13 protein-coding genes and 1 other RNA gene are annotated in these 14,242 nt (G+C 69.1%); 8 read left to right on the top strand and 6 right to left on the bottom strand.

Features of this window, described 5'->3' with window-relative positions:
• Positions 1 to 26 precede the first annotated feature (26 nt).
• Together D8670_RS08105 and ffs are read left to right on the top strand one after the other, a co-directional pair.
• Positions 27 to 446: a DUF7548 family protein gene (locus D8670_RS08105; RefSeq protein WP_121817618.1), complete on the top strand. Its 420-nt coding sequence runs from the start codon at positions 27 to 29 to the stop codon at positions 444 to 446.
• A 96-nt stretch (positions 447 to 542) separates the two neighbouring features.
• An RNA gene (ffs, locus tag D8670_RS08100) (signal recognition particle sRNA) lies at positions 543 to 854 on the top strand.
• Positions 855 to 1,064: 210 nt separating this feature from the next.
• Here ffs and D8670_RS08095 read toward each other — a convergent pair.
• The 3 genes from D8670_RS08095 to D8670_RS08085 form a co-directional block, all read right to left on the bottom strand.
• The gene (locus tag D8670_RS08095) at positions 1,065 to 1,943 is read right to left on the bottom strand and encodes a mechanosensitive ion channel family protein (RefSeq protein ID WP_121817617.1); all 879 of its coding nucleotides are present in this window, start codon (positions 1,941 to 1,943) and stop codon (positions 1,065 to 1,067) included.
• On the bottom strand, positions 1,943 to 2,188 hold the full coding sequence (locus D8670_RS08090; RefSeq protein WP_121817616.1) for a YhbY family RNA-binding protein: 246 nt from the start codon (positions 2,186 to 2,188) through the stop codon (positions 1,943 to 1,945). Before D8670_RS08090 ends, D8670_RS08095 begins: the two co-directional genes overlap by 1 nt.
• Positions 2,189 to 2,268: 80 nt before the next feature.
• Positions 2,269 to 2,541 (bottom strand): ribonuclease P protein component 4, encoded by a 273-nt coding sequence (locus tag D8670_RS08085; protein ID WP_121817615.1) that lies wholly within the window; start codon positions 2,539 to 2,541, stop codon positions 2,269 to 2,271.
• A gap of 311 nt (positions 2,542 to 2,852) precedes the next feature.
• Between D8670_RS08085 and D8670_RS08080 the strand changes: the two genes are divergently transcribed.
• Positions 2,853 to 3,956 (top strand): glycosyltransferase, encoded by a 1,104-nt coding sequence (locus tag D8670_RS08080; RefSeq protein ID WP_121817614.1) that lies wholly within the window; start codon positions 2,853 to 2,855, stop codon positions 3,954 to 3,956.
• A 124-nt stretch (positions 3,957 to 4,080) separates the two neighbouring features.
• Here the strand turns inward: D8670_RS08080 and D8670_RS08075 are convergent, their stop codons facing one another.
• Both D8670_RS08075 and D8670_RS08070 read right to left on the bottom strand, forming a co-directional pair.
• Positions 4,081 to 4,491 (bottom strand): hypothetical protein, encoded by a 411-nt coding sequence (locus D8670_RS08075; protein WP_121817613.1) that lies wholly within the window; start codon positions 4,489 to 4,491, stop codon positions 4,081 to 4,083.
• A 104-nt stretch (positions 4,492 to 4,595) separates the two neighbouring features.
• Positions 4,596 to 5,372: a DUF2797 domain-containing protein gene (locus D8670_RS08070; protein WP_121817612.1), complete on the bottom strand. Its 777-nt coding sequence runs from the start codon at positions 5,370 to 5,372 to the stop codon at positions 4,596 to 4,598.
• 133 nt (positions 5,373 to 5,505) lie between these two features.
• Between D8670_RS08070 and D8670_RS08065 the strand changes: the two genes are divergently transcribed.
• Both D8670_RS08065 and D8670_RS08060 read left to right on the top strand, forming a co-directional pair.
• A complete protein-coding gene (locus tag D8670_RS08065; protein WP_121817611.1) occupies positions 5,506 to 6,660 on the top strand; it encodes a S8 family peptidase in 1,155 nt (384 codons plus the stop codon).
• Between the two features lie 105 nt (positions 6,661 to 6,765).
• Positions 6,766 to 7,095, top strand: a complete 330-nt coding sequence (locus D8670_RS08060) for a BsuPI-related putative proteinase inhibitor (RefSeq protein ID WP_121817610.1) — start codon at positions 6,766 to 6,768, stop codon at positions 7,093 to 7,095.
• Between the two features lies 1 nt (position 7,096).
• Here D8670_RS08060 and D8670_RS08055 read toward each other — a convergent pair whose 3' ends face one another.
• The gene (locus D8670_RS08055) at positions 7,097 to 8,026 is read right to left on the bottom strand and encodes an NAD-dependent epimerase/dehydratase family protein (RefSeq protein ID WP_121817609.1); all 930 of its coding nucleotides are present in this window, start codon (positions 8,024 to 8,026) and stop codon (positions 7,097 to 7,099) included.
• Positions 8,027 to 8,140: 114 nt separating this feature from the next.
• On the opposite strand from D8670_RS08055, the gene acs reads away from it, so the two are divergent.
• From acs to D8670_RS08040, 3 genes are all read left to right on the top strand, one after another.
• A complete protein-coding gene (acs, locus tag D8670_RS08050) occupies positions 8,141 to 10,123 on the top strand; it encodes an acetate--CoA ligase (RefSeq protein ID WP_121817608.1) in 1,983 nt (660 codons plus the stop codon).
• Positions 10,124 to 10,237: 114 nt separating this feature from the next.
• Positions 10,238 to 12,430 carry a bacterio-opsin activator domain-containing protein gene (locus D8670_RS08045; RefSeq protein WP_162994235.1) on the top strand — a complete coding sequence of 731 codons (2,193 nt, stop codon included), beginning with the start codon at positions 10,238 to 10,240 and terminating at the stop codon, positions 12,428 to 12,430.
• Positions 12,431 to 12,658: 228 nt separating this feature from the next.
• The coding region (locus tag D8670_RS08040; RefSeq protein ID WP_121817606.1) for an acetate--CoA ligase at positions 12,659 to 14,242 on the top strand (1,584 nt) is incomplete at its 3' end.

Raw genomic sequence — 14,242 nt, 5'->3', positions numbered from 1 at the left:
GCTCCGGGCGCTGCCAGTCTCCCGACATGGTCGACGAGACAGTTCCGCCGTCGGTCGGGTTGCTCGGAGCGCTCGCGGTCGTCGCCGCCGCCGTCCTACCGTACGTCGCGCTGCCGTCTGCCGACGTCTCCGGTCTGCAGGTGTACTACGGCTACGGCCTCGTCGGTCCGTGGGGCGTCACCCTGCTCGCTGTGGTCGTCGGGGTGGCGTTCGCCGCGGGGCGACAGGACCGGACGCCCCCCGAGGTCGCGGCCGGCGCGACGGTCGGGCTGGGCGTCGTCATGGTCCTTCTCGCCCTCCAGTGGGCCTTCGCCGTCGACGAAACGGTCGTCTTCCAGCTGTCGACCGCGGAGTGGATCGAGTACCACCGGTGGGCGTTCGCCGCCGTCACGCTGCTCGTCCCGGCGAGCGGCGGGTGGTACGCCCGGGCGCTCCGCCTCATCTGAGTGAGTGTCGCCCGGTCCGCGACCGGGACGCCTCCGATAGCGCGTCGCCGTCCCCGATCGATGCGAAAGGTCCTTAAGACAGGGTCCGTTACGTTGAGGTGGACTAGGTCGGGCAGTTAGGCCCTGCTCGTCACCCGCACTATGGTCTTTAGCGGGGACCGAACCCCGGGCACGTCCGGTCAGACCGGTCGGGGCCCCGGGAGCCAACGTGGAAGCCTCGTCCATCGGGGGCAGCGGTCCGCGACGGCCATCCGCAGGGATGTCCCGTCGCGGTTCGTCGGTGGCAATCCGTCAGGCGCGGAAGCGAGCAGCGGACCGCCGGACACCTGTCGCTCGATGGGTCGCGGGGTGGAGGAGGCAACCGGGATTCCCCCGTCCGGAACGCCGGGCAACCTCGGGCGTCCGCCATTCATAATCCGTTATAACACCGCCGAGCGGTGCCTCCGCGACGTGTGTAGCAGAAGGAGCGGCCGCCCGGTCTCGTAGTACCGAGTCGATACCGTTCAGTCGTCGGCTTTCACCGGCGGAGACCGCGGTCTCGGGACGAGACCCTCGGCCGCTCAGTCGTCCGCCTTTTACCAGCCGAAACTGCAGCGTCGAGATGAAACTCGACGCCGATCAGTCGTCGGCTGGTTCCACCACGTCCGTGGCGTTCGTCAGCTCCAGCCCGCCTTCGAGGGTACGGTTCGGGTACGGGATGTCGATCCCTTCCTCGTCGAAGCGGCGCTTGACGTTCGTGACGTACTCGCCGCGGGTCTTCACGTAGTCGGCGCGGCTCGGGTTGGCGATCCAGATGCGGGACTGGAGGCCGACCGAGGAGTCGCCGAGTTCCGTGAGGCGCACGGACGGCGCGGGGTCGTCGAGGATGTCCGGGTGCTTTTCGGCCTCCTCGACGATGATGTCGGTCGCGCGCTCGATGTCGTCGTCGTAGCCGATGCCGAACACGAACTTCAGGCGGAGCTGATCCTTGGCGACCGGGTTCTTGATCACGTCGTCGGTCAAGTTGGAGTTCGGTACCGTCAGCAGCTCGTTGTCGAACGTCCGGATGCGGGTCACGCGCAGGCTGATGTCCTCCACGACGCCGGAGTTGCCGTCCCACTCGATCCAGTCGCCGATACGGAACGGCTTGTCGGTGAAGATGAAGATGCCCGCGACGAAGTTCTTCAGGACGTCCTGCATCGCGAGACCGATAGCCAGCGTCGCGGCCGCAGCGATGGTCGCGAGCGACGTCAGCAGGTTGCCGAACCCGGCGAACGCGAAGGCGATCGCCACCGCCGCGAACACGACGACGATCTGGCTCACCTTCATCAGTGGCTTGCGCGCGTGCGCGTCGAGGTCGCGCCGGTTCAGCAGGCGTTGCACCAGCGGGTAGACCACCGTCTTCCCGAGGAGGTAGACGACGACGAACGCGCCGACGAACTCGACGGTGGCCCCGAGGGGATCCGCGTACGCGTTCGACAGGCCGGCGTCGCGGAGCAGTTCGTCGACGAACGCCATCAGTGCAGCACCGCCGTGTTCCCGCGGGTCTCTATCAGCTCCGCGTCGACCTCGTCTGCCAGGTCGACGGCGAGTTCCTCGGTGCTACTGCCGCCCCGCGCCGCGCGGAGGAACTTCACCTTCACCAGGTCGCGGTCCCGGAGCTGGTCCGAGAGTTCGTCGGTCACCGCGCCGATACCGCTTTTCCCCACCCAGAGGGTCACGTCGAGGTCGTGGGCTCGTTTCCGCAGGTCCTCGTCAGTCATTCTGATTACCGGTTACGGACGGCAGCCGTTTCAACTTTATTGCACTGGCGCCTGTCACGCGGCGCGCCGAGAAGGTACTGTCAGTACGGGTACCGCGCCTGCTCCCCGCAGTCGCAGGTAATGACGACGTGGCCGTCTCGGAGGCGGACGCGAGCGTTGACGCCCGGCCGGAGATACCTGTCGCACCGATCGCAGGTGAACCGTTTGAACCGCCGGGGCAGGTTGACGCGGTTGCGCTCGGCGACGCGTCTGGCCAGACGGACGTACTCCATCGCCCGGTCCTGCTGGGACTCCGACGCGGCCTCCCGCGCCAGCGACTCCAGACGCTCGATGCGCTCTTCGGGTACTGTCATCGGAAATGGGGGGTGGGGGGATTCCGGGGCCAAGCAGGACAAGAGAGAGTGTTATCCTGAATTGCCCCACTAGACCCTACTGGAGGAGTGATGGATATATTTTTTGTTTCTAATCGTAGCTGTTTCTTTATCAACAAAATTTCGCTCGCCCGCGAGACGCCGGCGACTGGCGCCGCGTCGCCCGCCGCTGTGCGATTCGAGGACGGTACGCCGAGCGCCGGGAGCGCTGTTTAGCGCCGGACTAACGATGGACCGTCGGATGATCGTTGAATGACGAGTTTTTTAACTGCTCCCCTACGAATGGGCCGATAATGGACCATCAGGTCGTCGCCTTTACCGATACGTATCTCCCGACGGTAAACGGCGTGACCTACACTATCGACACGTGGCGGGACCGCTGGAACCGGAACGGCGGACGCATGGACGTCGTGTACCCGCACTCCGAAGGTCACGCTCCGGGGCCGAACGAGCATCCGGTGCGTAGCGTCCCCTTCCCCTGGTACGAGGGGTACCGACTCGGCGCGCCGAAAGTACCCGACACCGTCGCGGACGTCGACGTCGTTCACGCGCACACGCCCTACACGCTCGGCCTCGGCGCGATGCGGCTCGCGCGCCGCGCCGACGCGCCGCTCGTCGCCTCCTATCACACGCCCGGCGGCGAGTACACGGACTACCTCGCGCCGACGGACGGCATCGCGTCCGGGCTCCGCGGGTTCGTGGAGGGCTACGAGCGCTGGTTCTTCGACCGCGCGGACGCGGTGCTCGTGCCCACCGACCCCGTCCGCCGGTACCTGAACGACGAGGTGGGCATCGACGCGCCGGTGAAGGTCGTCTCGAACGGCATCGACACCGAGCGCTTCCGCCCGGTCGACGGGACCGCGTTCCGCGAGCGCCACGACCTGGTCGGCGAGACGCTGATCGGGTACACCGGGCGCCACGGCTACGAGAAGCGCCTCTCCGACCTGATCGAGGCGGCCGACGGCCTCGACGCCACGGTGGTGCTCGGCGGCGACGGCCCGGCCCGCGAGGACCTCGAACGACAGGCGGCCGCGGCCGACGTCGACGCCCGCTTCCTCGGGTTCCTCGACCGCGACGAGATGGCGGCGTTTTACTCGTCGCTCGACGTCTTCGCGTTCCCGAGCCCCGTCGAGACCCAGGGGCTCGTCGCGCTGGAGGCGAACGCCTGCGGAACGCCGGTCGTCGGCGTCGACAGCGGCGCGCTGTCGGAGACCGTCGAGGACGGCGTCACCGGCTACCACTACCCGGAAGACGACGTGGACGCGTTCCGCGCCCGGATCGAGGACGCGCTCGCCGACCGGGAGCGACTCGTCGAGAACTGCCTCGAAAGTCGCGACGACTTCAGCGTCGACCGGACCGTGGAGCGGCTGGCGACGATCTACGACGGGGTCCGGTAGCGGACACCGTCGCGCCGCGCACCGCCGGCGCGGCCGTCGAGGTCGTCGCTCGAAACGACTGGAGCAGTCGCTACGCTCGGCTGCGCTCTGTCGCTACGGACGCGAAAAGGACGCAGAAGGGTACTTAGTCGTCTTCGATGGCGTCGGCGATGCGCTGGAGCTGGCGGGTCGCGTCGCGGACCTCGTCGCGGAGCTGTCGCACCTCGCGGACGAGCTCCTCGTTACCGGCTTCCTGCCCGCCCGCGCCGCCGGGGCCGCCCGGACCGCGCCCGCCGGGGCCGCCCGGGCCGCCGCCCATCATGCCGCTCATCATCTGCGCGAAGGGGTTGCCGCCGCCCCCGCCCATGCCGCCGGGGCCGCCGCCCATCATCTCTTCCATGCGCTCTTCGCGGGACTCGCCTTCGCCCTCGCCCTCCTCGGCTCGCTTCTCGCGGATCTCCTCGACGCGTTCCCGGAAGGACTTCTCCTCGCTCTCGCCCTCGCCGTTGTCCTCTGCACCCGATTCCTCGCCGTCGGTGGGTTCGTCGTCCGACATACCTCCCCGTTCCGTCCGCGCCCCGAAAAGGGTTAGGTATACTGCCGGCCGTCGGTCGTCGGGGAGTTCTGCGGGTCGCTTCTCCGCACGAAACGGGACTTCCGTCAGTAAAACGCGCCGAGATCGGACTGGAGGTTTCGGTCGGCCGCTTCCTCGGCGACCTCGTGCCCGACGAGGTCCCGGAGGTCGACCGCGTACGTCGTGCCGGCGTTCGACAGGACCAGGATCCGTCCCTTCACGCCCACGACCTCCCCCGAGGCGAGCGTTTCGACCACCGGCCGCGAGTCGAGGTCGATCCCGTAGTCGAAGGCGGTGCGGTCGATCACGTCGAAGTCGTCGAGAACGACCTCCCAGACGTCCTCGTCCACGGCGCTGTGAAGCCCCGCGATCTTCTCGGGGACGCGCACCCGGTCGGTCAGGTCCGTCGCGATCTCGGCTTCGAGTTCGCGGGCGATCCGCCCGTTCGACACGGTGTGGACGTGGGCGGCGCGGTCGGCGCCCTGCTCGCGGAGGCGCGTCTCCAGCCGCCAGAGCCGGGTGACGCCCACCTTCACCGTCGCCGGGGCGAACGCGGCGAGGTACACCGCGTGCTCCTCGTAGCAGTCCATCTCGTCCTTGAGGCAGGTCCCGGTGCACCGCGCGCACACCCAGGTGCTCGCGTGCTGGTCGCAGTAGGGAGCGCCCTCGTTCCCGCAGGCGTAGTGGGTTGTCCCGTCGACCGCGCCCGCGCAGCGGCGCTCCCCGAGGGAGTACGCGAGCCTCGTCCCGGGCGTCAGTTCCGCCCGCTCTACGACGCCGTCCGCGGCGACCAGCAGCGCCGGCGCGCGGCCGTCCCCGCCCTCGTCGTCCGGCGCACCCGTGTCGTACCCGACGATCTGCACGCGTCGGCGTTGGCGGTCGCCGGATAAAGGCGTACTGCTTGGGAACCCGCCGCTGTTTTCCAGATAGTGTTAATAACCTAACTGAAACTACCACAACAATTAATAATATATGATGTAGTCACGGTCGGTTGCCATGTCAGATGGCAGCACACACGTCAGCCGTCGTAACGTTCTCAAGAAAACCAGCGGTGCGCTCGCCGTGGTCGGCGCGGGCGGGCTCGCGAGCGCGGAGCCGGAGGACCTCGTGGAGGTGAACGTCGGGTACGGCGCGGACAGCGGCCGCCGGGCAGCGAGCGACGCCGCGGCGGCCGTGGTACGGGAGTTCTCGTTCGACGCGATGACGATACGGGTGCCCGCGCGGGCGGCAGAAGCGCTTCGCAACCGGCCCGACGTCCGCTACGTCGAAGTGAACGGCGAGTGGGAGGCCCTCGCCCAGACGACGCCGTGGGGCATCGACCGCACGGACGCCGAGGTCGCCCACGCGAACGGCGAGACGGGCGCCGGTGCCGACATCTCGATCATCGACACCGGGATCGACTCGGACCACCCGGACCTGCAGGCGAACCTCGGCGAGGGCCGCGCGTTCGTCTCCTGTCGCGGCGGCCCGAACGTCTGTCGGTACGACTGGGACGACGACAACGACCACGGCACCCACTGTGCCGGCACGGCCGACGCAGTGAACAACTCCGAGGGCGTCGTCGGCGTCAGTACGGAGGCCACGCTCCACGCCGCGAAGGTGCTGGACAAGAACGGCAGCGGCTCGTGGTCGGACATCGCCGCCGGCATCGAGTGGACCGCCGACCAGGGGTACGACGTCGGCAGCATGAGCCTCGGCGGGAGCAGCGGCTCCCAGACCGTCAAGGACGCGTGCCAGTACGCCTACAACAACGGGGTCCTGCTCGTCGCGGCGGCGGGCAACGACGGCCCCTGTAGCGACTGCGTCGGCTACCCCGCCGCGTACGAGGAGTGCATCGCCGTCAGCGCGACCTCGGAGGACGATTCGCTGGCGAACTTCTCCAGCACCGGCCCCGAGGTCGAACTCGCCGCGCCGGGCGAAGACGTCTACTCGACGATCCCGGGCGGCTACGACACGTTCTCGGGCACGTCGATGGCCTGTCCCCACGTCGCCGGCGCCGGCGCGCAGCTGATGGCGAACGGCTACACGAACGTCGAGGCGCGCGACCGCCTGAAGTCCACTGCCGAGGACGTCGGGCTGTCCAGCAACGAGCAGGGCAGCGGGCTGCTCGACGTCGCCGCGGCGCTGGGGCTCGACTCCAGCGACGACTGAGCAGCGTTTCGGCGACCTCCCGCGACACCACCCCACACCTGCCTCTTCGGCCCCGTTCCGTTTTTCTGCAGAAGAGATATAATCGACCGCTCGGTAGCCCGCGCCATGTCACTTCACGGCACCCTCGACGCGACCGTCGACGACGGCGTTCAGTTCACCTTCACCGTCGCTAACGACGGCGACGAACCGGTCGACCTGTCGTTCTCCGACACGCTCGAAGCCGACTTCGCCGTCCGCGACGACGGCGGGGAAGTGTGGCGCTTCAGCGAGGGGCGGATGTTCGCCCAGATGCTCGGCTCGGAGACGATAGACCCGGGCGGGACCGCGACGTACGAGGCAACCTGGGAGGACCCCGCCCCCGGCGAGTACGCCGTCGTCGCGACGCTCGAAGCGCGGGAGAAGGACTGCGAGGCGGAGACGGCGTTCTCGGTGTAGCTCACTCCAACTGCTCGACCAACTGCCGCGCCGCCTTCCGCACCGACTCGTCGCTGGACAGCGGCGGCTCCCAGCCGAGCGCCGAGAGCTTCTCGACCGAGAGGCGCATCTTCGGCACGTCGCCGGTCCACCCGCGGTCGCCGCCGGTGTACTCGCGGTCGGGGTCGACGCCCATCTCGTCGGCGACGATGTCGGCGATGCGGTTCACGGAGGTCGTGGTGCGCGTGCCGAGGTTGTACACGTTGTGGGCGTCGTCGGCGTGCTCGACGACGTGGCGGATGGCGTCGACGCACTCCTCGACGTGGAGGTAGGACTTCTCCTGTCGACCGTCGCCGAGGATAGTGAGCGTCTCGGGGTTCTCGTCCAGTTTCTCGACGAAGTCGGGGATGACGGAGCCGTCGAACGCGGGGCCGGGGATGTTCGCGAACCGGAACGTCCAGACGGTGAAGTCGTGGGCGTGGGCGTACGTCGAGAGCAGCCCCTCCTCGGCCAGTTTGCTCGCGCCGTAGATGCTGATCGGTTCGAGGGGGGCGTAGTCCTCGGGAGTGGGACGGGGAGCCTCGCCGTACACTGTGGAGGAGGAGGTGAAGGCGATCCGCGAGACGCCGACCTCGTCCATCCGCTCGAGGAGGTTGTACGTCATCGCGTTGTTCTCGTCGAACTGTCCGCGGGGGCGGTCGGTGTTGACGTTCTTCGACGCCGCGAAGTGGAAGACGACGTCGACCTCGGGGGTGACGACCTCGCGGACGCCGGCCGGGTCCGTGAGGTCGACCTCGGCGAACTCGGCGTCGTCGGGGACCCAGTCGCGGCGGCCGTTCGAGAGGTCGTCCGCCACGAGGACGTCGTTGTCGGCGGCGAGCAGGTCGGCCATGTGCGATCCGACCAGGCCCGCGCCGCCCGTGACCAGCACTCGCTTCCCGGAGAGGTTCATGAGGTCCCGTTCGCTCCCTCCGGGGATTAGTTTACTGTTCCTACTCGCCGGTCGGGCGGGCCCTACTCTCGTTAGCAAGAACGTTTATGCCGCTCACGTCCTTGGATTCAGGTGATGAGCGACGGGACGGGGGTCGACCTCGAAGCGCGGCTGGCCGACGCGACGACGTTCGACCCTCCGGAATCGTTCGTGGAGCAGGCGAACGTCTCGGACCCGGACATCTACGAGTCGTTCGAGGAGAACTGGCCGGAGTGCTGGGAGCGGGCCGCAGACCTGCTCGACTGGGACGAGGAGTACGACCGGGTGCTCGACGACTCCGACGCGCCCTTCTACGAGTGGTTCGCCGGCGGGTCGTTAAACGCCGCCTACAACTGCATCGACCGCCACGTCGAGAGCGGTCGGAAGAACCACGCGGCGATCAAGTGGGTCGGCAAGCGCCGCGAGACGCTGACCTACACGTACCAGGACCTCTACCGCGAGGTCAACGAGTTCGCGGCGGCGCTGCTGGATCTCGGCGTCGAGGAGGACGACGTCGTCACCCTCTACATGCCGATGGTGCCGGAGCTGCCGATCGCGATGCTCGCTTGCGCCCGTATCGGCGCACCGCACAGCGTGGTGTTCGCGGGGTTCTCGGCGGACGCGCTCGCGACGCGCATGCGGCGCGCGGACTCGGAGTACCTGGTCACCGCCGACGGCTACTACCGCCGCGGGAACGCGTTCAACCTGAAGAGCAAGGCTGACAACGCCCTGCTCGACCTCGACCGCGGGGTGAGCGACGTGGTGGTCGTCGACCGCCTCGGCGACGAGCTCTCGCACTACCTCGGGGAGGACCAGCACGACTACACGACCCTGATCGACGAGCGGGCCGGCGAGACGGTCGAGCCGGTGTCGCGGGACGCGGAGGACATGCTGTTTCTGATGTACACGTCGGGGACGACCGGCGAGCCGAAAGGAGTGAAACACACCACCGGCGGCTACCTCGCCCACGTCGCCTGGACCGGCTACGCCGCGCTCGACCTGAAGCCGACGGACACCCACTGGTGCTCGGCGGACATCGGCTGGATCACGGGGCACTCCTACAGCGTCTACGCCCCGCTCGCGCTCGGCACCACAACGATGATGTACGAGGGGACGCCGGACTACCCCGACCGCGACCGCATCTGGGAGATCGTCGACACGCACGCGGTCGACGTGTTCTACACCGCGCCGACGGCGATCCGGGCGTTCATGAAGTGGGGCGAGGAGTACCCGAACGACCACGACCTCTCCAGCCTCCGGCTACTCGGTACCGTCGGGGAGCCGATCAACCCGCAGGCGTGGAAGTGGTACTACAAGCACATCGGCGGCGAGGAGTGTCCGGTCGTCGACACCTGGTGGCAGACCGAGACCGGCGGCATGATGGTCACCACGCTGCCCGGCGTCGACGAGATGAAGCCCGGCTCCGCCGGGCCGCCCCTGCCCGGCATCGACGTTCGGGTCGTGGACCGGGACGGCGACGACGTCGCGGCGGGCGACGCTGGCTACCTCACCGTGCAGCGGCCGTGGCCGGGGATGTTCCGGACGCTGTACGGCGACGACGACCGGTACGTCGAGGAGTTCTGGCGAGAGTTCTCCGACGACTCCGGGGAGGACTGCGTCTACTTCGCCGGCGACGGCGCGACGATCGACGAGGACGGCTACGTCACCGTGCTCGGCCGGATCGACGACGTGATCAACGTCTCCGGGCGCCGGATCGGCACAATGGAGATCGAGTCCGCCATCGTCGGCGTCGAGGGCGTCGCCGAGGCCGCCGTCGTCGCGACGGACGCCGACGGGGTCGACGACGCCTGCATCTACGCCTACGTCAGCACCGAGAGCGGCTACGGCGTCGACGACGCGCTCCGCGAGCGGATCGTCGACCGCGTCGGCGACCGGATCGCCACGTTCGCCCGCCCGGAGACGGTCGTGTTCACCCCGGAACTGCCGAAGACGCGCTCGGGCAAGATAATGCGGCGGCTGCTCAAGGACATCGCGAACGGCGACGACCTCGGGGACACCAGCGCGCTCCGCAACCCGGAGATCGTCGGCGAGATCGAGTCGGCGGTCGACGAGCGGTAGCGTTTCGCCTGTTCTGAAACAGCGAAACGGTAGTTGAGGGTTCCTCTACTATCCTCCGCAGATACCCGTTCTACCCCGAACATTTACCTTCGCGTTTCCCGAAAGAGCGAAACAGTGACGACGACCGCGGCGGACGACCGGGCGGGCCACTGGTTCGGCGAGGCGGAGTACGACCGCCTCACGGCGGCGGCGGAGACGTACCGCGAGGCGCTTTTGGTCCGTCTCGCCGGCGAGGCCGGCCTCCGCGCGGCCGAGATGGTCCGGGTGCGACCCGGGGACCTCCGACGGGCGCGGGCCGACCCCGACCGGCACCTCCTGGCGGTGAGAGACGGTGACGGCGAGGTCGACCGCGAGACGGTCGTCCCGCCGGGGCTGGAGCGCGAGATCCGGCGCTACGCGTCCGACCTCGCCGGCGACGAGACGCTCGTGGACGTGAGCCCCCGCCGCGTCCAGATGCTCGTCGCGGACGTGACGAGCCGCGCGGCGGACCGGACCGGCGACGGCCGATACGCCGACCTCGCCGTCCGGGACCTCCGGCAGTACTTCGCCCGGCGGTTGCTGCTCGACGCCGAGGTCAGCCCGCGGGTCGCGAAAGCGGTCGGCGGATGGGGGAGCTTCGCGGCGCTCGAACCGTACCTCGACCCGCCCGACGAGGAGCGCGTCGTCGGGGCCATCGACGCGCTCGTCGGCCGGGAGGCGTCCGACGCTGTGGGAGCGGACGACCGCCGGCCGGCCGGCGGCCTCGCGGCGGCGCTCGAAGCCGCCGAGGACTGCTGCGCGTTCCGACTCGACGCCGAGGGGTGCGTCGAGTCGTGGCCCGAGAGCGCCGAGCGGGTGCTCGGCCGCGACGCGGCGGACGTGCTCGACCGGCACGTGTCGGTCCTGTACACCGACGAGGCGGTCGAGGAGGGCCGCCCCGAACACCACCTCACGACCGCCGCCGAGGAGGGGCGGTACGAGGGCGCCGGCTACCGCGTCCGCGGCGACGGGAGCCGGGCGTGGTGCCACGCCGTCGTCGCACCGGTCGGGGACGGGGGTGACGGGTTCGCCGCCCTCGTCGTCGATCTCACGGCTCGGAAGCGCCAGCTGGACTCGGTCCGCGACGAGCGGGACCGCCTCCGGCGGCTCGGAACCGTCGCCGAGGCCGTCCGGTCCGCGGCGGCGGGCGCGCTGGACGCGACCGACCGGTCCGGGATCGAGCGAGCGGTCTGTGCGAGTCTGACCGACGACGCGTACGCGGGCGCATGGATCGGGGTACCGGGACACGCGTCGAACGCTCTCTCGCCGGAGACGGCGGCCGGCGTCGACCGGGACGCCGCCGGACGGATAGCCGACGCCCTGGCGGCGGCGGGCGACGTCGAGCGCGCGGTCGAGTCCGGCGATCCGGTCGTGCGGTCCGACGCCGGGCCGGAGCCGCTCCCCGACGCCGCGAGCGAGGCATTCCGGCGGCACGGGATCCGCTCGCTCGCGCTCGTGCCGCTCCCGGCGGCGGAGTCCTCCCACGGGGTCCTCTGCGTGCTGTCCGAGCGCGCCGACGCGTTCGGCGCGGACGAGCGGGCCCACCTCGACACCCTCGGGCGGCGGGTCGGCCACGCCGTCACCGCGCTTCGTCGGCGGCAGCTGCTCCTGTCGGACGCAGTCGTCGAACTCGCGTTCCGGGTCGACGGCGACCGCTCCTTCTTCAACCGCGTCACGGGGGCCTTCGACTGCCGGCTGGCGCTCGAATCGCTCGTCTCGGGGAGCGACGGGGCGCTCGTCTACTACGTCACCCTCTCCAGAGCGACGCCGCCGGAGGCGTTCGAGTTCGCGGCGGACGACGACGGGGTCGCGGACTTCCGCCTCGTGGAGACCCGCGGCGACGAGTTCCTGCTGGAGTTCGTGCTGTCGGGGTCCGCGCCGTCGGTCGCGCTGACCCGGGCCGGGGCGACGGTCCGCCGGCTCGACGTCGACGGCGGGGAGAGTACCCTCGTGGCCGAGCTCGCGCCCGACACCGACGTCCGGTCGGTCATCGACGAACTCGTCGACGCGTTCCCGAGCGTGGAGCTCCTCGGCAAGCGAAGCGTCGAGGGGGCCGACCCGACCGTCGGCGAGTTCCGGCGGGGGGTCGACGACCGGCTCACCGACCGCCAGGAGTCGGCGCTCCGGGCGGCGTACTTCGGGGGCTACTTCGACTGGCCGCGCGAGAGCACCGCCGAGGAGATCGCCGACGCGATGGGCGTCTCCTCCCCGACGCTTCACAACCACCTCCGGAAGGGGCAGCGCGAGCTCCTCCGGACAGTGTTCGACGCGGCCGACGGCGGAGATTAAACACCTAGATACCGGCGGCCGGTTGTCGACCGCGCGGTCGGCCCGCCGCCCGCGTATCGTTCACGGTCGCTCTCGGGCGGTTTCGTCCGCCGCGCTCTGACGGCGCGGCGGCCCAGCGCGTACTTCCGGTCGCTCGTACCCCGATTCGATCGTTTCTGTCTCGGATTACAGGTTTGAACACCTAGATACGGGATTTATTGTGGAAGTTTGTTATTGATTATCTGTACCATGGGAGACAGTGAGAACCCGGAGGACGTACAGCTCGAGGCGCGGCTCGAGGAACAGGAGGCGTTCGATCCGCCCGAGTCGTTCGTCGAGCAGGCGAACGTCTCGGACCCGGACATCTACGAGGAGTTCGAGGAGAACTGGCCGGAGTGCTGGGAGCGAGCGGCCGACCTGCTCGACTGGGACGAGGAGTACGACCAGGTGCTCGACGACTCCGACGCGCCGTTCTACGAGTGGTTCACCGGCGGGTCCCTGAACGCGTCGGCGAACTGCCTCGACCGCCACGTCGAGGACGGGCGCGGCGACGAGGCCGCGATCGAGTGGGTCGGCGAACTGGGCGAGATGCGAACCTACACGTACGAGGACCTCCTGCAGGAGGTCAACGAGTTCGCGGCGGCGCTGCGGGACATGGGCGTCGAGGAGGACGACGTGGTGACGCTGTACATGCCGATGGTGCCGGAACTCCCCATCGCGATGCTGGCGTGCGCCCGTATCGGCGCACCGCACAGCGTGGTGTTCGCGGGGTTCTCGGCGGACGCGCTCGCGACGCGGATGAACAGCGCCGACTCGGAGTACCTGGTCACCTGCGACGGCTACTACCGCCGCGGCGACGCCCTCAACCACAAGCAGAAGGCCGACGAGGGACTCTCGGGGGTCGACCACGAGGTGAGCGACGTGGTGGTCGTCGACCGCCTCGGCGACGAGCTCACCCACTTCCTCGGCGACAGCGCGCACGACTACGACGACCTCGTCGCCGACTACCAGGGCGAGCGCGTCGAGCCGGTGTCGCGGGACGCGGAGGACATGCTGTTCCTGATGTACACGTCGGGGACGACTGGCGAGCCGAAGGGCGTGAAACACACCACCGGCGGCTACCTCTCGTACGTCAGCTGGACCAGTCAGGCCGTCCTCGACATCGAGGCGGACGACACCTACTGGTGCTCGGCGGACATCGGCTGGATCACGGGCCACTCCTACATCGTGTACGGTCCGCTCGCGCTCGGCACCACGACGGTGATGTACGAGGGCACCCCCGACTACCCCGAGAAAGACCGCCTCTGGGAGATCGTCGAGGACTACAGCGTCGACATCTTCTACACCGCCCCCACGGCCATTCGAGCCTTCATGAAGTGGGGCGAGAAGTACCCCAACGACCACGACCTGTCGAGCCTGCGCTTGCTCGGCACCGTCGGAGAACCGATCAACCCGCGGGCGTGGAAGTGGTACTACAAGCACATCGGCGGCGAGGAGTGCCCCGTCGTCGACACCTGGTGGCAGACCGAGACCGGCGGCATGATGGTCACCACGCTTCCGGGCGTCAACACCATGAAGCCCGGCAGCGCCGGACCTGCCCTGCCCGGCGTCGACGCGCGCGTCATCCACCCCGACAAGAGCGAGGTCGATCCGGGACAGGCCGGCCACCTCACGGTACAGAAGCCGTGGCCGGGGATGCTGCGGACGCTGTACAAGAACGACGAGCGGTTCGTCTCGGAGTACTGGGCGGAGTACTCCGACGAGGAGGCCGATGAGTGGGTGTACTTCCCGGAGGACGGGGCGAAGATCGACGAGGACGGCTACATCACGGTG

This window comes from Halostella limicola (assembly GCF_003675875.1).
GTDB lineage: Archaea > Halobacteriota > Halobacteria > Halobacteriales > Natronoarchaeaceae > Halostella > Halostella limicola.
This window is presented reverse-complemented; position numbering and strand designations above follow the sequence as displayed.